28 protein-coding genes are annotated in these 16,928 nt (G+C 54.9%); 2 read left to right on the forward strand and 26 right to left on the reverse strand.

Features of this window, described 5'->3' with window-relative positions:
- Positions 1-172: 172 nt before the first annotated feature.
- The 15 genes from KQ659_RS17310 to KQ659_RS17380 all read right to left on the reverse strand — a co-directional run bounded on the left by KQ659_RS17310 (position 173) and on the right by KQ659_RS17380 (position 10,052).
- Positions 173-1,162, reverse strand: coding sequence for a DNA-directed RNA polymerase subunit alpha (locus KQ659_RS17310; RefSeq protein ID WP_168672165.1), 990 nt, complete (start codon positions 1,160-1,162; stop codon positions 173-175).
- A gap of 90 nt (positions 1,163-1,252) precedes the next feature.
- The gene (gene rpsD / locus KQ659_RS17315) at positions 1,253-1,858 is read right to left on the reverse strand and encodes a 30S ribosomal protein S4 (protein ID WP_168672166.1); all 606 of its coding nucleotides are present in this window, start codon (positions 1,856-1,858) and stop codon (positions 1,253-1,255) included.
- Positions 1,859-1,884: 26 nt separating this feature from the next.
- Positions 1,885-2,277, reverse strand: coding sequence for a 30S ribosomal protein S11 (gene rpsK, locus KQ659_RS17320; protein WP_035567868.1), 393 nt, complete (start codon positions 2,275-2,277; stop codon positions 1,885-1,887).
- Positions 2,278-2,410: 133 nt separating this feature from the next.
- On the reverse strand, positions 2,411-2,788 hold the full coding sequence (gene rpsM / locus KQ659_RS17325; RefSeq protein ID WP_035567870.1) for a 30S ribosomal protein S13: 378 nt from the start codon (positions 2,786-2,788) through the stop codon (positions 2,411-2,413).
- A gap of 111 nt (positions 2,789-2,899) precedes the next feature.
- On the reverse strand, positions 2,900-3,016 hold the full coding sequence (ykgO, locus tag KQ659_RS17330; RefSeq protein WP_035567872.1) for a type B 50S ribosomal protein L36: 117 nt from the start codon (positions 3,014-3,016) through the stop codon (positions 2,900-2,902).
- A 175-nt stretch (positions 3,017-3,191) separates the two neighbouring features.
- Complete coding sequence (gene infA / locus KQ659_RS17335; protein WP_035567874.1) at positions 3,192-3,410, reverse strand: translation initiation factor IF-1; 219 nt, start codon at positions 3,408-3,410, stop codon at positions 3,192-3,194.
- 5 nt (positions 3,411-3,415) lie between these two features.
- On the reverse strand, positions 3,416-4,201 hold the full coding sequence (gene map, locus KQ659_RS17340) for a type I methionyl aminopeptidase (protein ID WP_168672167.1): 786 nt from the start codon (positions 4,199-4,201) through the stop codon (positions 3,416-3,418).
- A gap of 9 nt (positions 4,202-4,210) precedes the next feature.
- Positions 4,211-5,530, reverse strand: a complete 1,320-nt coding sequence (secY, locus tag KQ659_RS17345) for a preprotein translocase subunit SecY (protein ID WP_216679913.1) — start codon at positions 5,528-5,530, stop codon at positions 4,211-4,213.
- 16 nt (positions 5,531-5,546) lie between these two features.
- Positions 5,547-5,996, reverse strand: coding sequence for a 50S ribosomal protein L15 (gene rplO / locus KQ659_RS17350; protein WP_168672169.1), 450 nt, complete (start codon positions 5,994-5,996; stop codon positions 5,547-5,549).
- Positions 5,997-6,008: 12 nt separating this feature from the next.
- Complete coding sequence (rpmD, locus tag KQ659_RS17355) at positions 6,009-6,188, reverse strand: 50S ribosomal protein L30 (RefSeq protein ID WP_168672170.1); 180 nt, start codon at positions 6,186-6,188, stop codon at positions 6,009-6,011.
- Positions 6,189-6,193: 5 nt separating this feature from the next.
- Positions 6,194-6,685 carry a 30S ribosomal protein S5 gene (gene rpsE, locus KQ659_RS17360; protein ID WP_035567955.1) on the reverse strand — a complete coding sequence of 164 codons (492 nt, stop codon included), beginning with the start codon at positions 6,683-6,685 and terminating at the stop codon, positions 6,194-6,196.
- 90 nt (positions 6,686-6,775) lie between these two features.
- Complete coding sequence (gene rplR, locus KQ659_RS17365) at positions 6,776-7,126, reverse strand: 50S ribosomal protein L18 (protein ID WP_168672171.1); 351 nt, start codon at positions 7,124-7,126, stop codon at positions 6,776-6,778.
- A gap of 9 nt (positions 7,127-7,135) precedes the next feature.
- The gene (gene rplF / locus KQ659_RS17370) at positions 7,136-7,690 is read right to left on the reverse strand and encodes a 50S ribosomal protein L6 (RefSeq protein WP_168672172.1); all 555 of its coding nucleotides are present in this window, start codon (positions 7,688-7,690) and stop codon (positions 7,136-7,138) included.
- A gap of 27 nt (positions 7,691-7,717) precedes the next feature.
- Positions 7,718-8,116 carry a 30S ribosomal protein S8 gene (rpsH, locus tag KQ659_RS17375; protein WP_168672173.1) on the reverse strand — a complete coding sequence of 133 codons (399 nt, stop codon included), beginning with the start codon at positions 8,114-8,116 and terminating at the stop codon, positions 7,718-7,720.
- Between the two features lie 370 nt (positions 8,117-8,486).
- The gene (locus tag KQ659_RS17380; protein WP_226915744.1) at positions 8,487-10,052 is read right to left on the reverse strand and encodes an aldehyde dehydrogenase family protein; all 1,566 of its coding nucleotides are present in this window, start codon (positions 10,050-10,052) and stop codon (positions 8,487-8,489) included.
- 341 nt (positions 10,053-10,393) lie between these two features.
- On the opposite strand from KQ659_RS17380, the gene KQ659_RS17385 reads away from it, so the two are divergent.
- Together KQ659_RS17385 and KQ659_RS17390 are read left to right on the forward strand one after the other, a co-directional pair.
- Positions 10,394-10,858 carry a helix-turn-helix domain-containing protein gene (locus KQ659_RS17385; RefSeq protein WP_216688127.1) on the forward strand — a complete coding sequence of 155 codons (465 nt, stop codon included), beginning with the start codon at positions 10,394-10,396 and terminating at the stop codon, positions 10,856-10,858.
- Positions 10,855-11,505, forward strand: coding sequence for an IS630 family transposase (locus tag KQ659_RS17390; protein ID WP_216679911.1), 651 nt, complete (start codon positions 10,855-10,857; stop codon positions 11,503-11,505). The genes KQ659_RS17385 and KQ659_RS17390 overlap by 4 nt, the downstream gene beginning before the upstream one ends.
- 296 nt (positions 11,506-11,801) lie before the next feature.
- Here the strand turns inward: KQ659_RS17390 and rpsN are convergent, their stop codons facing one another.
- From rpsN to rplB, 11 genes are all read right to left on the reverse strand, one after another.
- Positions 11,802-12,071, reverse strand: a complete 270-nt coding sequence (gene rpsN / locus KQ659_RS17395; protein ID WP_035567891.1) for a 30S ribosomal protein S14 — start codon at positions 12,069-12,071, stop codon at positions 11,802-11,804.
- 12 nt (positions 12,072-12,083) lie between these two features.
- Positions 12,084-12,638 carry a 50S ribosomal protein L5 gene (gene rplE, locus KQ659_RS17400; RefSeq protein WP_216679910.1) on the reverse strand — a complete coding sequence of 185 codons (555 nt, stop codon included), beginning with the start codon at positions 12,636-12,638 and terminating at the stop codon, positions 12,084-12,086.
- A 15-nt stretch (positions 12,639-12,653) separates the two neighbouring features.
- Positions 12,654-12,998: a 50S ribosomal protein L24 gene (gene rplX, locus KQ659_RS17405; RefSeq protein WP_216679909.1), complete on the reverse strand. Its 345-nt coding sequence runs from the start codon at positions 12,996-12,998 to the stop codon at positions 12,654-12,656.
- A 3-nt stretch (positions 12,999-13,001) separates the two neighbouring features.
- Complete coding sequence (gene rplN / locus KQ659_RS17410; protein ID WP_188561967.1) at positions 13,002-13,370, reverse strand: 50S ribosomal protein L14; 369 nt, start codon at positions 13,368-13,370, stop codon at positions 13,002-13,004.
- Positions 13,371-13,379: 9 nt separating this feature from the next.
- Positions 13,380-13,679 carry a 30S ribosomal protein S17 gene (rpsQ, locus tag KQ659_RS17415; RefSeq protein ID WP_168672178.1) on the reverse strand — a complete coding sequence of 100 codons (300 nt, stop codon included), beginning with the start codon at positions 13,677-13,679 and terminating at the stop codon, positions 13,380-13,382.
- A gap of 5 nt (positions 13,680-13,684) precedes the next feature.
- Positions 13,685-13,897 (reverse strand): 50S ribosomal protein L29, encoded by a 213-nt coding sequence (rpmC, locus tag KQ659_RS17420; protein WP_035567897.1) that lies wholly within the window; start codon positions 13,895-13,897, stop codon positions 13,685-13,687.
- Positions 13,898-13,900: 3 nt separating this feature from the next.
- Entirely contained in the window at positions 13,901-14,326 is a 426-nt protein-coding gene (gene rplP, locus KQ659_RS17425) for a 50S ribosomal protein L16 (protein WP_035567899.1), read from the reverse strand.
- A gap of 106 nt (positions 14,327-14,432) precedes the next feature.
- The gene (rpsC, locus tag KQ659_RS17430; RefSeq protein ID WP_092676431.1) at positions 14,433-15,323 is read right to left on the reverse strand and encodes a 30S ribosomal protein S3; all 891 of its coding nucleotides are present in this window, start codon (positions 15,321-15,323) and stop codon (positions 14,433-14,435) included.
- 6 nt (positions 15,324-15,329) lie between these two features.
- Positions 15,330-15,776 carry a 50S ribosomal protein L22 gene (rplV, locus tag KQ659_RS17435; protein ID WP_216679908.1) on the reverse strand — a complete coding sequence of 149 codons (447 nt, stop codon included), beginning with the start codon at positions 15,774-15,776 and terminating at the stop codon, positions 15,330-15,332.
- Position 15,777: 1 nt separating this feature from the next.
- A complete protein-coding gene (gene rpsS, locus KQ659_RS17440; protein ID WP_068191730.1) occupies positions 15,778-16,056 on the reverse strand; it encodes a 30S ribosomal protein S19 in 279 nt (92 codons plus the stop codon).
- 3 nt (positions 16,057-16,059) lie between these two features.
- On the reverse strand, positions 16,060-16,887 hold the full coding sequence (rplB, locus tag KQ659_RS17445) for a 50S ribosomal protein L2 (protein WP_168672182.1): 828 nt from the start codon (positions 16,885-16,887) through the stop codon (positions 16,060-16,062).
- Between the last annotated feature and the right edge of the window lie 41 nt (positions 16,888-16,928).

A 16,928-nucleotide genomic window follows, 5' to 3' on the forward strand; every position in this document is an offset into this window, starting at 1 on the left:
AGTGTGTGCTTGCGGGCGGCGACCACGGCGGGCCAAAAAGGCCTCATTAGAACCGCTGCCCCTTGGGCACACTGTGGATAAAATGTGAAAATAAAAAATGTGGAGATGTGAAAGTTGTGGGCTGAGCGCGAAGCTCACATTTCCACATTATCACATCTCCACACTATAAAATCTAGTCTTCCTCCAGGCGATACTTGCCCAGGTCCATCCCAAACTCCAAACCACGCTCTTCAACGAGGTTTTCCAGCTCGGTCAGGCTCTTCTTGCCAAAGTTGCGGAATTTCATCATGTCGGCGATTTCGAGCTGCACCAGTTCGCCCATCGTCTTGATGTCGGCAGCCTTGAGGCAGTTCTTGGCGCGTACGCTGAGCTCCATGTCCTCCAAAGGAGTCTTGAGCATCTTGCGCATCTGCATGGTTTCCTCATCAATCGGCTCGTCCTCCGTTACACGAGGACCCTCGAGGGTCATCGTGTTGTCCGAGAACAACATAAAGTGCTGAATGAGAATATTGGCCGCACCTTTCAGTGCCTCCTCCGGGTGAATCGAACCGTCGGTCTGAATCTCGATAACGAGCTTCTCATAGTCGGTCTTCTGCTCCACGCGGGTGTTCTCAATGCTGTACTTCACGTTCTTAATAGGCGTGTAGATAGCATCGATGGCAATCTGACCGAAAACCTGGTCAGCCGGCTTGTTCTCGTCGGCGGGCACGTAGCCACGGCCACGGGCAATCGTCAACTCAAACTCCAGCTCGGTACTGGGGTCCAGGTGAGCAATCACGTGGTCAGGGTTCAGTACTTCAAAGCCGCTGGCGAACTTGGCAATATCAGCGCCCGAAAAGGAATCCTGGCCTTTCACGCGCACCGTAATTTTATCCGAGATGGCATCGCTCACTTTCTTGAAGCGGACCATCTTCAAGTTCAGGATGATTTCGGACATGTCCTCAATCACCCCTTCGATGGTCGAAAACTCGTGCAGCACGCTGTTGGTGCGCACCGACGTGATGGCGAAACCCTCCAGCGACGACAACAGAATGCGACGCAGCGCATTGCCAATGGTGACGCCGTAGCCCTTCTCGAGCGGCTTAAATTCAAACGTCCCGGTGAAGTCGTCGGATTTCTCCATCACCACTTTCTCCGGCATCTGAAAAGCTAAGATTGACATATGTGGGGCGTAAAAAATGTAAAAAAATTGGGTGAAGTATAAGCACAAGAGCGGCCCGACAAATTGCCGGGCCGCTACCAGTAGCGCTATTTACTTCGAATACAGTTCGACGATGAGCTGCTCGGTGATTTTCTCCGGAATCAGCTCACGGGCGGGGGCGTTGATGAACTTGCCAGCCAACTCCTTGCCGTCCCACTCCAGCCAGGAGAACTGGCGCGAGTTGCGAACCGAAAGGCTCGTGGTGATGGCTTCCAACGACTTCGACTTCTCCCGAACGGCAACAATGTCGCCGGGACGGAGGTGGTACGAAGGGATGTTCACCACTTCACCGTTTACGGTGATGTGCTTGTGACCAACGAGCTGGCGGGCAGCGCGACGCGTCGAGGCAATGCCCAAACGGTACACGGCGTTGTCCAGACGGGCTTCCAACAGCGCGAGCAGGTTATCGCCGGTGATGCCGGGAAGCGCTGCTGCTTTGTGGAACAGGTTTTCGAATTGCTTCTCCAACATGCCGTACATGTACTTCACCTTCTGCTTCTCCATCAGCTGGACCGCATACTCCGACTGCTTCTTGCGACGGCCACGGCCGTGCTGGCCCGGAGGATAGGCTTTTTTGTTGAGCGCTTTGCTCGGGCCGAAAATCGCCTCGTTGAAGCGACGGGCAATTTTTGAGGTTGGGCCGGTATAACGTGCCATTGTAATCTAATTTCTGAAGTGAAAAACTAAACGCGACGACGCTTGGGAGGGCGGCAGCCGTTGTGGGGCAGCGGCGTTACGTCGCGGATGGTGGTCACCTCAATACCCACGTTGCCGAGGGCGCGGATGGCCGACTCACGGCCCGAACCCGGGCCTTTTACGAAGACTTCGGCTTTGCGCATGCCCAAGTCGTGGGCTACTTTACCGCAGTCGCTCATCGCCATTTGGGCGGCGTAAGGCGTATTCTTCTTCGAACCACGGAAGCCCATTTTGCCGGCCGAAGCCCACGAAATCACTTGACCGTTATTGTTCGTAATCGAGATGATGATGTTGTTGAACGAGGCACGGATGTGTACCTGGCCAACCTGCTCCACCACGACAACGCGCTTCTTGGCTTTGTCTTTTCTTTTTTGTGCCATTTGGTTATCGCAAAAAATGCGGGAGGTGTTAGTGTAAATTAAGGGTTAAAAGTTGAGAGTTAAAAGTTGATTAAACAGCCAACTCTTAACTCCTAACTCTTCACTTTTAACTTACCCTGATTCCCGGTTAAGTTTATTTAGTTGCCTTCTTCTTGCCGGCCACAGTCTTGCGCTTGCCCTTGCGGGTACGCGAGTTGTTCTTGGTACGCTGACCACGAACTGGCAGACCTTTGCGGTGACGCAGACCACGGTAGCAGCCGATGTCCATCAAACGCTTGATGTTCGTCGTTACTTCCGAGCGCAGCACGCCTTCGGTCTTGTGCTCGGCAGCAATGATAGCGCGGACGGCACCCGACTCCTCGTCAGTCCAGTCCTTCACCTTCTTGTTGACATCGATGCCAGCTTTTACCAGAATCTTGCTGGCGTTGCTCCGGCCAATGCCGAAAATGTAGGTCAGCGAAATTTCGCCGCGCTTGTTGTCCGGGATATCAACCCCTGCGATACGAGCCATATTGGATGGTTATGTGTTTGCGGACAGAAACCCGGCAACTACTTGGAAGGCGGGCCGGGGGCGAATAACCAACGACTCAGTACCCAAGGTTCCAGGGTTCTAAAAATTGAATTAACCCTGACGCTGCTTAAAGCGTGGGTTTTTCTTGTTGATAACGTAGAGCTTGCCGTTGCGACGCACAATCTTGCAGTCAACGCTACGCTTTTTTATGGAGGTTTTGACTTTCATTGCTGAAAAGAGTTACTTATTATTACTTGCGGTTTTGCTTCTAGAATTTCTGTGGAAGAAGTTGGCTGCTTTGTAATACCGAAAACAACCAAGGCAAGAACAAAAGTAACAACTGCTTTAGAACCATAAAAGAATGGCTTCCAGTTATCATTGAACTCGTCTAGAAGCAAGGATATTACTTGTAGCGATACTTGATGCGGCCCTTCGACAAGTCGTAAGGAGACATTTCCAGCTTCACTTTGTCGCCGGGCAGAATTTTGATGTAGTGCATCCGCATCTTACCCGAAATGTGGGCAATCAGCTGGTGACCATTCTCCAGTTCCACGCGGAACATGGCGTTGGAGAGGGCTTCCAGGATGGTTCCGTCCTGCTCAATCGAGGCTTGTTTTGCCATAAGGGCTACTGCTGCAATGCTTTTTCGATGTACTCAAAGGAGGTGAGAATCTCCGCCTTTTCTTTTCTAACAACAACGGTATGCTCAAAGTGCGCCGATGCTTTGCGGTCCTTGGTACGGATAGTCCAGCCATCCGCCTCCTGTACCACGTCTTTTTTACCCAGATTCACCATCGGTTCGATGGCGATGACCAAGCCCGTTTGCAAAAGCGGCCCGGAACCCCGCTTGCCGTAGTTCGGCACCTCAGGTTTCTCATGCAACTTCGCACCAACTCCGTGGCCGACCAACTCGCGCACAACCCCGTAGCCCATCGGGGCCACATGGTTCTGGATGGCGTAGCTGATATCGCCCACGCGGTTGCCGCTCACGGCTTGTTCAATGCCTTTGTACAGCGAAGCTTTGGTTTCCCGCAGCAACGTGAGTATTTCCGGCGCTACCTCCCCGATTGGGTAGGTGTAAGCACTATCTGAGTGGAAACCATTCAGATAAACCCCGCAATCCACCGAGAGAATATCGCCACTCTTCAGGGGCTCGTCGGTAGCGAACCCGTGCACCACCACCGAGTTCGGCGAGAGGCACAGGCTGTAGGGAAACTTATTATACCCTTTAAAGGATGGCACTCCACCATGGTCCCGGATGAATTCCTCTGCGCGCTTATCAAGCTGCCGCGTCGTCACTCCTTCCTTCACCATGCTCGCGACTTCGCCGTGAGCCTTGGCCAGCACAAGCGCGCTGGCACGGATGAGGTCAATCTCTTCTTCGGTTTTGTATTGAATGCTACCGCTTGCCATTGCTGCTATTTACGAAGCGACTGAAATGGGCTGTGCCGTGCGACCGCGCAGCTTGCCCGATTTCATCATACCATCGTAGTGCTGCATCAACAAGTAGCTCTGCACCTGGTTCACCGTGTCGAGCACTACACCCACCATAATGATGAGCGACGTACCGCCATAGAAAGCCGAAAACGGACGCGTAACACCCAAGAGCAGCGCGATAGCAGGGAAGATGGCGATAAGAGCTAGCGCTACAGCACCCGGAAGGGTAACACGCGTCAGGATTTCATCGATAAACTCCGAAGTGTCGCGGCCTGGCTTCACGCCGGGCACGAAACCACCACTCCGCTTCAGGTCGTCAGCAATCTGATTAGGATTGACACTGATGGCCGTGTAGAAGTAGGTGAAGATGATAATCAGCAGGGCGAAAGTCAGGTTGTACTGCCACGAAGTGTAGTCCGAGAACTTCACGCCGATATAGCTGGCGGCATCACTCTGGTTCTGCCATACCGATGCTACGATGGCGGGAACGAACATCAGCGACTGCGCGAAAATGATGGGCATTACACCGGCAGCATTCACCTTGAGGGGAATGAACTGCCGTTGTGCATCCAGCTGTGTAGTGCCGCCAACCTGCTTAGCATACTGCACCGCAATACGGCGAACCGCCTGCGTGAGCACGATAACAGCCATTACCACGAGGAACAAAACCACCATTTCCAGCAGGAAAATCAGGGACTTGTTCACGCCTTTAGCCGCAGCCTCACCAATGATAGCACCGGGCAGACGCGACACAATACCAATCATAATCAGCATCGAGATACCGTTGCCGATACCTTTATCCGTGATTTTCTCACCCAGCCACATGCAAAACAACGTACCAGCCGTGATGATAATCATGGTCGAAACGGTGAAGAATGTGCCGGGGTTGATGATGGCCTCAGCGTTAATCGTGGCGATGAAGCCTACCGATTGGGCCAATACAATCGGAATCGTGAGAACCCGGGTGTACTGGTTGATTTTCTTACGGCCCGACTCGCCTTCCTTCTGGAGCTTCTGGAAGTAGGGCACGGCAATCGTGAGCAGCTGCAACACGATAGACGCCGAGATGTACGGCATGATGCCCAGCGCGAAAATCGACGCGTGGCTGAATGCGCCGCCAAGCAGCGTATCCAAGATACCGAACAGGCCAGCCGCACCCGTCTTTAGTTGGGTAGGGTCTACGCCCGGCAGCACCACGTACACGCCAAGGCGATAGATGGCAATGAAAAATAGCGTATTGAGGATTCGCGTACGCAAATCCTCAATCGCAAAAATGTTTTTTATCGACTCGATAAACTTATTCATTGCCGAAGGTAGCTTTTTAGAGCGTAACCGCTTTGCCGCCGGCCTTCTCGATGGCTTCAACAGCCGACTTCGAGAATGCGTGAGCATGGATTTCTACAGCCGTGGCGATTTCGCCGCGACCGAGGATTTTAATTTTGGCGTTCTTGGAAACCAGGCCGTTGGCAACGAAGTAGGCAGCATCCATAGTGGTAGCGCTGTTCTTTTCGAGGAGGGTAGCTAGCGCATCAAGGTTGATGGCTTTATACTCTACACGGTTGATGTTCGTGAAGCCGAACTTAGGCACACGGCGCTGGAGGGGCATCTGGCCACCTTCAAAACCGGACTTGCGCTTGTAGCCCGAGCGCGACTTGGCGCCTTTGTGACCACGGGTGGACGTACCACCACGCGTAGAGCCTTCGCCCCGGCCAATCCGCTTCTCGTTTTTAGTCGAGCCGTAGGCGGGCGATAGATTGCTGAGATTAAGCATGACGATAATAGCTTACAGTTCGGTTACTTGGAGCAAATGCTGCACGCTCTTAACCATGCCCATAACGGACGGGTTTACTTCGTGGGTAGCAGTGCTGTTGAGTTTGTTCAGGCCGAGGGACTGAACGGTGCGCTTCTGACGCTCGGGGCGGTCAATGGCGCTGCGCACGAGCTTTACTTGAATTTGTGCCATGTCAATTAACCGTTAAAAACGCGGGCCAAAGAAATACCACGGGCTTGAGCGATTTGCAACGGGTCACGCATTTTAGCGAGGGCTGCAAAAGTAGCTTTAACCACGTTGTGAGGGTTCGACGAGCCTTTCGACTTCGCCAGCACATCCTTGATACCGGCGCTCTCGAACACGGCGCGCATTGCACCGCCGGCGATTACACCCGTACCAGCCGCTGCGGGCTGGATGAGCACGAAACCACCGCCGTAGCGGCCTTCCATGAGGTGAGGAACGGTGTGCTTATACATCGGCACTTTCACCACGTTCTTCTTAGCGTCGTCAATACCTTTGGCAATGGCGTCGGTTACTTCGTTGGCTTTGCCGAGGCCGTAGCCTACGTTGCCGTTGCCGTCGCCCACTACCACGATGGCAGAGAAGCTAAAGCGGCGACCACCTTTCACCACCTTCGCTACGCGATTGATGGCTACTACTTTTTCTTTGAAGTCGGAGTCAGCACCCATGCGGGAGTTATCCTTGTTCCGGTCGCGGTCGTTGCTGCGCTGACGGTCTCCGCCAGGACGATTGTTGTCGCGTTCTTGCGCCATGATAATTTAGAAATTGAGGCCGCCTTCGCGAGCACCTTCAGCCAATGATTTTACGCGACCGTGGTAGAGGTAACCCGAGCGGTCGAACACCACTTTCGTGATGCCTTTCTCTTGGGCGACGGCGGCGAGCTGCCGACCTACGGCAGCAGCCAGAGCCACACCGTTACCACCTTCGGCGGTTACTTTTTTCGACGTTGCGGAGGCCAAGGTGTGGCCGGTCGTGTCGTCGATAATCTGAGCATAAATGCCCGTGTTGCTGCGGAACACCGACAGGCGCGGACGCTCCGTAGTGCCGGACACTTTCGTGCGGATGATGCGCTGAATCCGCTTGCGGCGAGTTGCTTTATCAAATGCCATGATGCGAATTTATTTAGAGGCCGTTTTACCAGCTTTGCGACGGATAATCTCACCCACGAAGCGCACACCTTTGCCTTTGTAAGGCTCCACTTTGCGCAGCGAACGAATTTTGGCAGCTACCTGGCCAAGCAACTGATTGTCGATGCTGTTGAGCGTCACAATCGGGTTCTTGCCTTTGTCGGTAACGGCAGTGGCGGTTACTTCGCCGGGGAGGGCGATGTACACGTTGTGCGAGTAGCCCAGGGCCAGCTCCAGCGTGCTGCCTACGAGCGAGGCTTTGTAACCTACACCTACCAACTCAAGCTTCTTCTCGAAACCAGCGCTAACACCGGTTACCATATTATTGATGAGCGAGCGGTACAGACCGTGCATGGCCTTGTGGCGCTTCTGCTCGGTTGGACGGGTTACGGTGAGAACACCGTCTTCGATGGCTACGGTGATGTCGCGGTCTACTTGCGTAGTGAGCGAGCCCTTGGGGCCTTTCACCGTCACCGCGTTGTCGTTGTCGACCGAAATAGCGACCCCAGCGGGGACGGAAATCGGCAGTTTACCAATACGTGACATAATTGAATTTGCTAAAGCGGTTCCGGACTAGTACACGTAGCACAGCACCTCGCCGCCCACGTTCTCGGTTTTGCACTCTTTCTCCGTCATCACACCCTTCGAGGTGGAAATGATGGCCACACCCAGGCCGCTGAGGACGCGGGGCAGGTTGTCGGAAGCCACGTACTGACGCAAGCCGGGCGTCGAAACGCGCTGCAGCTTGGTGATGGCGGGTGCCTTCGTGGTCGGGTTGTACTTCAGAGCAATTTTGATGGTGCCCTGAACCGACGAATCATCAAAACGGTACGACTGAATGTAGCCCTTGTGATAGAGCACTTTCGTGATTTCCTTTTTGATGTTGCTGGCCGGGATTTCTACCACCCGGTGGTTCGCCTTGATGGCGTTACGTACCCGGGTGAGGTAGTCGGCAATGGGGTCAGTGTTCATTATTTATTAAATACGTCCGCTTTTTTCGGAGCGCAAAGATAAGAAAATTTCGCCGGGTGCCCAACGGGACCAACGAAATTTCGGTTAAGACTACTTGGCACGTCCGGCGACGGCACGGCCAATGGTTTCTTTTGGCAACCTGCCAAATGGTTTTGAGGCAAGCCTCGATACTTTTTCGGAGTGCAAAGGTAGCAGGCTCACAGGGCTTTTGCAAGCTTTGCCCCGAAGTTTCCTTTGAGCTGGCTACAGTAGTGCACGGCCGACTTCTACATAACCGGTACATGAAGAAGCCCAGTCGCGTTAGCAACCGGGCTTCTTCATAGCTTTTTTCATCTTCTCTGCTTGCACTTAAAAAGTGAAGTATATGCTGCTAAGCTTTTTCGGGCAGATAAGTGGCATCGGGGTAATTTCCGAGCACAGGCTGACCGGCCGGACCGTTGGTTACGGCTTCCACCAGTAGCTTACCTCCCACAAATGCTCCCTTCCAAGATTCACCCAAACCACCGAATACTTCCTCACGGTCACCGCGCGAGCGCAGCTTGTTTACGCCCACTTTGAAGGAGCGTATTTCGCGGGCCGTGCGGCGGGCCAGCTCTTCGTCGTCGGAGGCAATCGCGGCCACCAAGGCACCATTCGAAATGTTCATTTCGCCTACCAGCTCCTCCATGCGGTCAACCAGCACGATGCTGTCGATGGGCCCAAAAGGCTCCTTGAAGTAAAGCTCGCTCTGACGGGGCAGATTCACCAGCGCACGGGGCATGGCATAGGCCGACCGGTCCTGGCCGGGCAGGAAGAGACTGTCGTCGAATTTACCTTCGTAAATGGGCGTAGCACCAGTTTTGAGAGCGTCAGCGTAGAGGCGGTCGAGGTCCTGGACCTGCGCCGTATTGATGACCGGGCCAAAGGCGAGGTCGGGTAGCTTATCACCCGCATTGTCCACCAAGGTAGGATTACCCACTTTCAGGTTGCGCACGGCTTCGGTATAGGTTTCGAGGAACTGGGGAAATAGTCGGCGTTCGACTACGAAGCGCACATAAGCAGTGCAGCGCTGCTTGCCGTAGTCGTAGCCTTTTTTGAGCTGGTCGGCCAAGGCATTCCAGTCGCTGTAGTCCCAGATGCCGTAGGCGTTGACGCCCTCCATTTCGAGCATGTAGCGTTTGTCGGTAGTAGAAAGCGCATCGGCAATGTTGCGCGCATTTTTGCGCCCTCCCACAAAGCTGAGGCAGTCGATGGCAGGATGCTTTACCAGGGCGTCGCTTAGCTCGCCGCCGGCACCACTCACCAGCGTCACGGGCAGGCCGGCCCGGCGCACTAAGGCAAACGCCAGGCTCAGGGAAATGAAGCCACCGTCGGTAGGCGTTTTGGCGATTACGGAATTCCCGCAAAGGGCTTGCACCAGCACGGCATGGAGCAGCACCGACATGGGATAGTTCCAAGAGGCAATGTTGGACACCAGACCCAAGGGGGTGCGGCTGCCCAGCATCGAGTCAATGTTGTCGACGTACCATTGCGCCCCCTCTACGGCCCGGTCGATATCGGTGAAGCCCAACTTGTAGGTTTTCCCGATTTCCCACATCAGCAGCTTGCCGATGAGCTCTACCTGCGGCCGCAGCAGGTCGAGCGCGGCCTGCACCCTGGTCCGGCGCTCATCGTGGCTGATAGCGGCCCAGGGCGCAGCTTCATTCTTGGCGGCCACCACGGCACGGACAGCCGCATCCTGATTCAGCATGGGCAGGCTGCCCAGCACGGTACCATCAATGGGCGAGCGAAACTCCCGGGGCCGGCCGGGCTCCTGCCAATGCCCCTCCATCAGATTAAGGAAACCACCCTCGGCGGTGAATATTTCCGGAGTCACCTGCTTCACCTGAGCCAGCAGGGTGGCGTATTCTACCTGGGGAGAAATGATTTTGGGCATGAGCTGGGTACTGGTTTGCAAAAAACAGTAGGTGAGTGATGAATACTGACATCAAGCACGAGTTTAACAAATTGTTTTCCAGCAATAATTACCCATATGCATCCACTACTCCAATGAAAGCTATTTAAGCTGTTTAGAAAGTCCTCAAACGGTCATACAGCGCGCAGCGAAGCATGACCGTTTGAGGACTTTCTAAACAGATTCTATGTCCTGCGAACTTCACGACACCGCCCAATTAGATTATCCTCTTTATGCGCAATACTAAGCGCATTACTAAACGCATTTCACCGGCTTGTCGGCGGCCTAGTGGTTCAAAAACTTTAATTGGTCGTATCGGATTAAGGATGACTAAGTCCTTCGTTATGACCCTTTATCGCCTTTACCTGACCGCCGACGAACGCCAGACCCTAGAGGGGTGGCAGAAGAAGTATAAAGCCCATTCGGCTAAGCTTCGGGACATTCAAATTTTATTGAACAGCGACGAGCAGACCGGGCGCCGCCCGGCCCTGGAACTGGCTGCCGTGCTGGGCATCTGCACGCGCACGGTGGAACGGGTACGCCGTCAGTTCTGCGAGGAAGGCCTGAAGATGTTCGAGCCGAAAGTACGTAAAACACGCTCTGACAAGAAGATAGATGGTCGGGTAGAAGCCCATCTGACGGTCTTGCTCTGCCAAAGCCCCCCCGACGACCACCCGCGCTGGCAGTTGGGGATGCTGGCCAACCGGCTGGTGGAGTTGCAGGTGGTCGAGCATATTTCGACCACGATGGTGGCGCGGCTGCTAAAAAAAACGAACTTAAGCCTTTTCAGGGCCCCACGCAGTGGGTGATTCCGGCCGAAGAGAACGCGGCCTTTGTGTGCCAGATGGAGCAGGTGCTCGACGTGTACGAGCAGCCCTACGACGCGGATTTTCCCGTTGTGTGCCTGGACGAATCGCCTAAACAACTACTCGATTACCAAGAATTTACTGCTTCCAACGGGCAGCCACACCGCGATTCGGAATACGTGCGCCGGGGCGTGGTGGAGTTGTTCGTCGCCACCGAACCGTTGCGCGGTTGGCGCGAGTTGACCGTGGAGAACGACCACAAAGCCGCCACGTGGGTGCAGTTTGTGGCCCGGCTAATGGATACGACCTACCGGGAAGCGAAAAAAGTGCGCTGGGTGATGGACAACCTGAGTACGCACCGAATCAGCAACTTCTACGCCCACTTCCCACCGGAAGTCGCCCGGGCCTATGTGCAGCGGATGGAAATCATTTACACCCCCGTCCACGGGTCGTGGCTGAATATGGCTGAAATTGAATTCTCCGTCCTCACGCGCCAAGTGCTTGACCGCCCCTTTTCGAGCAAAGAAGCCGTGCAGGCGGTCATCGAACGGTGGAAAAACAAGCAAAATGCCAACCTAAAACCGCGCAACTGGCAATTCAAAACCGCTGATGCCCGCATCAAATTAAACCGATTATACCCGACTATTTAATGTTTTTGACCAGTAGTTGGCCGCGCATTTTGGAAAGCATCATACGGTCATGATATAGTTTACCGTATCTATGATTTGGCAACATAATGTTTTCCCACGCGCCTAATATTTCCGCCTCTCCTACTCTACACTTTTCGGCACATCCTGCCCCAAACAGGAAGGTCAACAGACACATTGAAGCAAGCTTTACGGAGAAGTGCATTTGAATCATATTTACAGGTCTGGAAACAAAAATAGGCGCTCCCACCAAAGTGGAAGCGCCTATTCAATTGCTTAGCGAAAAGCCTAACTGGATACTACCAGCTCGACTTGGTCACACCAGGAATCTTCCCAGCGAGGGCCATTTCGCGGAAACGCACGCGGCTGATGCCAAACTTGCGCATGTAGCCGCGAGGGCGGCCGTCAATCATGTCGCGGTTGTGCAGGCGCACGGGCGAAGCGTTTTTGGGCAGCTTGTCGAGACCTTCGTAGTCGCCGGCAGCTTTCAGAGCCTTGCGCTTCTCAGCGTAGCGGGCCACGGTGGCAATGCGCTTGCGCTCCCGTGCTTTGATGGATTCTTTAGCCATAAGAGGTAGGGATTAAGCGTCTTTTTTAGCGTTGGCGAAAGGCATACCGAAAGCTTTCAGCAATTCGTAGCTCTGCTCATCGTTCTCAGCATTGGTCACGAACGTGATGTCCATGCCCGAAATGCCTTTGATTTTGTCAATTGAGATTTCGGGGAAGATGATTTGCTCCTTCACGCCGAGCGTGTAGTTGCCACGACCATCGAAACCTTTGTCGTTGATGCCTTTGAAGTCACGTACGCGGGGCAGGGCCACCGTCAGAAGACGGTCCATGAACTCGTACATACGCTCGCCGCGCAGCGTCACTTTCGCACCGATAGGCATGCCTTCGCGGAGCTTAAAGTTCGACACCGATTTCTTGGCGATGGTGGCAATGGCTTTCTGGCCGGTGATAACCGTCAGTTCTTCCACGCCGTTGTCAACCAGCTTCTTGTCAGCTACCGCAGCGCCGATGCCACGGTTGATGCAGATTTTGGTGACACGGGGTACCTGCATGATGCTCTTGAACTGGAATTTCTCCTGGAGCGCGGGTACGATGTCTTTTTTATAAATGTCTTTGAGACGGGCCATGATGCGGGGGGCTGCTTAAGCCGTTTTGGCAGTGGCACGCATGGCTTTAGCAGGAGCAGCAGCCGGAGCTGCGTCAGCTGCGGCGCCCTTACGCACCCGCTCACCAGTGGTGGGGTTAATAGCCTGCACGTTGCTCACGTGCATGGGCGCCTCCATCTTGGTGATGCCGCCCTGGGGCGATTTGGCGCTCGGCTTATTGTGTTTCGTCACTAGGTTCAACCCCTCAACGGTTACGCGCTGGGTTACCCGGTTTACCGACACGATTTTGCCGGTTTTGCCCTTTTCGTCGCCAGCAATCACCTTCACGGTATCGCCCGACTTTACGTGCAGCTGCACGGGGTCTGCTTTTCTGATAGCCATGATTTAGAGTACTTCTGGTGCTAGGGATACGATTTTCATGAACTGACGCTCACGCAACTCACGGGCCACTGGGCCGAAGATACGCGTGCCGCGGGGCTCGTCGTTGTTGTTGAGCAACACGGCGGCGTTGTCGTCGAAGCGGATGTACGAACCGTCTTTACGACGAATCTCCTTCTTCACACGCACCACTACGGCCTTGCTTACGGTGCCTTTCTTAGCGTTGCCCGAAGGGATAGCCGACTTGATGGCCACCACAATCTTGTCGCCAACGCTGGCGTATTTCTTGCCCGTGCCACCCAAAACGCGGATGCAGAGGACTTCCTTAGCGCCGCTATTGTCGGCCACCGTCAGGCGAGATTCTTGCTGTATCATCGAGTTAGTTTATTTAGCGCGTTCAATAATTTCCACCAGGCGCCACCGCTTGGTTTTGCTCAGCGGACGGGTGCTCATGATGAGGACCGTGTCGCCTTCGCCGCACTCGTTTTTCTCGTCGTGGGCGTGGAATTTCGTGGTTTTGGTCACGAACTTGCCGTACTTGGGGTGCTTCTGTTTCTGCACCACAGCCACGGTGATGGACTTGTCCATCTTGCTGCTCGTCACCTTGCCAGTGATTTCTTTGCGCATGTTGCGCGAAGCTTCATCAGCAGCAGTTTGGTCTTGGGTTGTTACGTCGGTTGCCATCGGAATTAAGCGGGGTTAGAGGCCTGCTCGTTGTTCCGACGAGTCTGCTCGGTGAGCAAGCGGGCGACGTTTTTACGGTTGGCCTTGAGGCGGGCCGGATTTTCCAGGGGCGAAATCGCATGAGCGAAACGCAGCTGCTGACCCGTAGCCTGCTCGGTTTTAATTTGCTCTTTCAGCGCGTCGGCGGAAAGGCCTTTGTGGTCGGTCTTGTTCTTCATGACTTAGGCGGCGTCCGTGTAGTCGCGGCGAACCACGAATGAAGTACGAACCGGCAGCTTCTGAGCCGCGAGACGCAGCGACTCCTTGGCTACTTCCAGCGATACGCCGTCCGACTCGAACATAATTTGACCCGGCTTCACGCAGGCTACCCAATACTCGGGTGAACCTTTACCCTTACCCATCCGCACTTCAGCAGGCTTCTTGGTAATAGGTTTATCGGGGAAAATGCGAATCCATACTTGCCCTTCGCGTTTCATGGCGCGGGTCATGGCAATACGGGCAGCCTCAATTTGGCGAGCCGTAATCCAAGACACTTCCAGCGACTTGATAGCGAACGAACCGAAGTCGATGGAGCTGCCGCGGTAGGCGAGGCCTGTTACGCGACCCTTTTGCATCTTGCGATACTTGGTCCTTTTCGGTTGTAACATTTGATTTTAAATAAAGAGAGTGTTCTGTAAGAGAGAGGGTCGAACAGCCGAACATTTCGCTTCGTTCACCAAAGCGGCAAACGAAGCGAAATGACTAGGCTTGGTTCTAGCGACGCGGGCCGCGAGCGGCACCGCCAGCAGCACCGCCACCTTGGGCGGGGCCGTTGCGGCGGGGACCAGCGTTGTCGCCGCGGGGAGCACCACCGCCGGCGTTGCCGCCACGGTCGTTGCCACCACGGCCACCAGCACCACCGTCACGACGCGGGCCGCGGTCGCCTTCACGACGCTCGCCACGGGGGCCACGGTCGTCACGACGTCCACCGGCATCGCCACCGGGGTTGGTGAGCTGCTGGTTGGGCGAGAGGTCGGGCTTGCCGAACACCTCACCGCGCATTACCCACACCTTGATGCCGATTTTGCCATACACGGTCTGAGCTTCCGACAAAGCGTAGTCGATATCGGCGCGCAGCGTGTGCAGCGGCGTACGACCTTCTTTGTACTGCTCCGAACGGGCAATTTCAGCACCGCCGAGACGGCCACCGCACTGAATCTTGATGCCTTCAGCACCAACACGCATTGCAGCCTGAATCGACATTTTCATGGCGCGACGGAAGGAGATACGAGCGGCCAGCTGCTGGGCGATGCTCTCGCCTACCAGCTTGGCATCCAACTCCGGACGCTTGATTTCGAAGATGTTGATTTGAACGTCTTTGCTGGTGATTTGCTTCAGCTCGTCCTTAATCTTGTCAACCTCCTGGCCGCCTTTACCAATTACCACACCCGGACGAGCCGTGTTGATAGTGATGGTGATGCGCTTCAAGGTGCGCTCAATCACAATGCGGCTGATGCCACCTTTCTGAATGCGAGCGTTGATGTACTTGCGGATTTTCTCGTCCTCCACCAATTTCTCGGCGAAGTCCTTGCCGCCGTACCAGTTCGAGTCCCAGCCTTTGATGACTCCCAAGCGGAAGCCAACCGGATTTACTTTCTGTCCCATATTAAATTAGGATTTGGCGTCGGCCTTAGGGTTATCGGTAGTACCAACTTGCTTTGCGTGCTCGGTGGTAGTTTCAGCTTGAGCACGAGCAGCTTTCGAACCGGATTTCTCCACTTTCGTGTCGATTTTCAGGGTTACGTGGTTGCTGCGCTTGCGGATGCGGTGGCCACGACCCTGGGGGGCGGGGCGCAGGCGCTTCAGCTGGCGTCCTTCGTCCACGAAGATTTCGCTGATGTAGAGGTTTGCGTCCTCAATCCGCTCTTCTTCGTTGTGCTGCTGCCAGTTGGCCAAGGCCGAAAGGAGCAGTTTCTCAATCTTCTCAGCGCCGATATTGGCTTCGAAGCGCAGCAGGCCCAGGGCCTGCGTTACCTTCTTGCCGCGCACGAGGTCGGCCACCAGTCGCATCTTACGAGGCGAGGTCGGCACATTGCGGAGTTTTGCTACTGCTTCCATCTTAGCGCTTGCCTTTATCTTTTTTGGCGACGTGACCACGGAAGTTACGAGTAGGAGCGAATTCGCCCAACTTGTGTCCTACCATGTTCTCAGTCACATACACCGGGATGAACTTATTGCCGTTGTGAACAGCGAATGTGTGGCCAACGAAATCGGGGGAAATCATCGAGCGGCGCGACCAAGTCTTTACCACTGATTTTTTACCGGCCGTTTCGAGTGCCGTGACTTTCTTTTCCAGCCGGAAGTCAATGTACGGCCCTTTTTTGAGTGAACGTGCCATATATTACTTCTTGCCTTTGCGGCTCACAATCAGGTTCTCCGAATACTTGTTCTTGTTACGGGTCTTCTGGCCCTTAGCCAAAATGCCGTTACGGCTACGCGGGTGACCACCCGACGATTTGCCTTCGCCACCACCCATGGGGTGGTCGACAGGGTTCATTACCACACCACGAACGCGGGGACGACGACCAGCCCACCGGTTACGGCCAGCCTTACCCATCACGGTGTTCATGTGGTCGCCGTTCGACACGGTACCAACGGTAGCCATGCAGGTAACGAGGACCATGCGCATTTCGCCGGAAGGCAATTTGAGCGTGGCGTACTTCTCTTCGCGGGCTACGATTTGGGCGTAGGTACCAGCCGAGCGGGCCATGGCCGCACCCTGACCGGGCTGCAATTCGATGTTGTGGAGGATGGTACCGAGGGGAATCTCGCGCAGCGGCAAGGTATTGCCCACTTCGGGAGCCACGCCGGGGCCCGATACAATCTTCGCGCCTACCTGCATGCCGGCGGGAGCGATGATGTAGCGCTTCTCGCCGTCAGCGTAGCTGAGCAGGGCGATGCGGGCGGTCCGGTTGGGGTCGTACTCGATGGTCTTCACCGTGGCAGGCACACCGGCCTTGTCACGCTTGAAGTCCACGATACGGTACTGGGTTTTATGACCACCGCCGATGTAGCGGTTGGACATTTTACCGGAAGAGTTCCGGCCACCCGATTTGGGGAGGGAAGTCATCAAAGACTTCTCCGGGGTCGACGTTGTAATCTCGTCGAACACCGGCGCAACGCGATGGCGTTGCCCTGGGGTTGTTGGTCTGAGTTTTTTAAGTGCCATTACTAGCTAGTTGTGCTTTTGCGGCGAGAGAATCTTTTGCT

It is taken from the genome of Hymenobacter siberiensis, assembly GCF_018967865.2.
In the GTDB taxonomy this organism is placed as follows: Bacteria; Bacteroidota; Bacteroidia; order Cytophagales; family Hymenobacteraceae; genus Hymenobacter; species Hymenobacter siberiensis.

Bases quoted from the DNA above. Each gene is read 5' to 3' on its own strand.
- KQ659_RS17310 (WP_168672165.1), bottom strand. From the start codon at position 1,162: ATGTCAATCTTAGCTTTTCAGATGCCGGAGAAAGTGGTGATGGAGAAA.
- rpsD (WP_168672166.1), bottom strand. From the start codon at position 1,858: ATGGCACGTTATACCGGCCCAACCTCAAAAATTGCCCGTCGCTTCAAC.
- rpsK (WP_035567868.1), bottom strand. From the start codon at position 2,277: ATGGCACAAAAAAGAAAAGACAAAGCCAAGAAGCGCGTTGTCGTGGTG.
- rpsM (WP_035567870.1), bottom strand. From the start codon at position 2,788: ATGGCTCGTATCGCAGGGGTTGATATCCCGGACAACAAGCGCGGCGAA.
- ykgO (WP_035567872.1), bottom strand. From the start codon at position 3,016: ATGAAAGTCAAAACCTCCATAAAAAAGCGTAGCGTTGACTGCAAGATT.
- infA (WP_035567874.1), bottom strand. From the start codon at position 3,410: ATGGCAAAACAAGCCTCGATTGAGCAGGACGGAACCATCCTGGAAGCC.
- map (WP_168672167.1), bottom strand. From the start codon at position 4,201: ATGGCAAGCGGTAGCATTCAATACAAAACCGAAGAAGAGATTGACCTC.
- secY (WP_216679913.1), bottom strand. From the start codon at position 5,530: ATGAATAAGTTTATCGAGTCGATAAAAAACATTTTTGCGATTGAGGAT.
- rplO (WP_168672169.1), bottom strand. From the start codon at position 5,996: ATGCTTAATCTCAGCAATCTATCGCCCGCCTACGGCTCGACTAAAAAC.
- rpmD (WP_168672170.1), bottom strand. From the start codon at position 6,188: ATGGCACAAATTCAAGTAAAGCTCGTGCGCAGCGCCATTGACCGCCCC.
- rpsE (WP_035567955.1), bottom strand. From the start codon at position 6,685: ATGGGTGCTGACTCCGACTTCAAAGAAAAAGTAGTAGCCATCAATCGC.
- rplR (WP_168672171.1), bottom strand. From the start codon at position 7,126: ATGGCATTTGATAAAGCAACTCGCCGCAAGCGGATTCAGCGCATCATC.
- rplF (WP_168672172.1), bottom strand. From the start codon at position 7,690: ATGTCACGTATTGGTAAACTGCCGATTTCCGTCCCCGCTGGGGTCGCT.
- rpsH (WP_168672173.1), bottom strand. From the start codon at position 8,116: ATGAACACTGACCCCATTGCCGACTACCTCACCCGGGTACGTAACGCC.
- KQ659_RS17385 (WP_216688127.1), top strand. From the start codon at position 10,394: ATGACCCTTTATCGCCTTTACCTGACCGCCGACGAACGCCAGACCCTA.
- rpsN (WP_035567891.1), bottom strand. From the start codon at position 12,071: ATGGCTAAAGAATCCATCAAAGCACGGGAGCGCAAGCGCATTGCCACC.
- rplE (WP_216679910.1), bottom strand. From the start codon at position 12,638: ATGGCCCGTCTCAAAGACATTTATAAAAAAGACATCGTACCCGCGCTC.
- rplX (WP_216679909.1), bottom strand. From the start codon at position 12,998: ATGGCTATCAGAAAAGCAGACCCCGTGCAGCTGCACGTAAAGTCGGGC.
- rplN (WP_188561967.1), bottom strand. From the start codon at position 13,370: ATGATACAGCAAGAATCTCGCCTGACGGTGGCCGACAATAGCGGCGCT.
- rpsQ (WP_168672178.1), bottom strand. From the start codon at position 13,679: ATGGCAACCGACGTAACAACCCAAGACCAAACTGCTGCTGATGAAGCT.
- rpmC (WP_035567897.1), bottom strand. From the start codon at position 13,897: ATGAAGAACAAGACCGACCACAAAGGCCTTTCCGCCGACGCGCTGAAA.
- rplP (WP_035567899.1), bottom strand. From the start codon at position 14,326: ATGTTACAACCGAAAAGGACCAAGTATCGCAAGATGCAAAAGGGTCGC.
- rpsC (WP_092676431.1), bottom strand. From the start codon at position 15,323: ATGGGACAGAAAGTAAATCCGGTTGGCTTCCGCTTGGGAGTCATCAAA.
- rplV (WP_216679908.1), bottom strand. From the start codon at position 15,776: ATGGAAGCAGTAGCAAAACTCCGCAATGTGCCGACCTCGCCTCGTAAG.
- rpsS (WP_068191730.1), bottom strand. From the start codon at position 16,056: ATGGCACGTTCACTCAAAAAAGGGCCGTACATTGACTTCCGGCTGGAA.
- rplB (WP_168672182.1), bottom strand. From the start codon at position 16,887: ATGGCACTTAAAAAACTCAGACCAACAACCCCAGGGCAACGCCATCGC.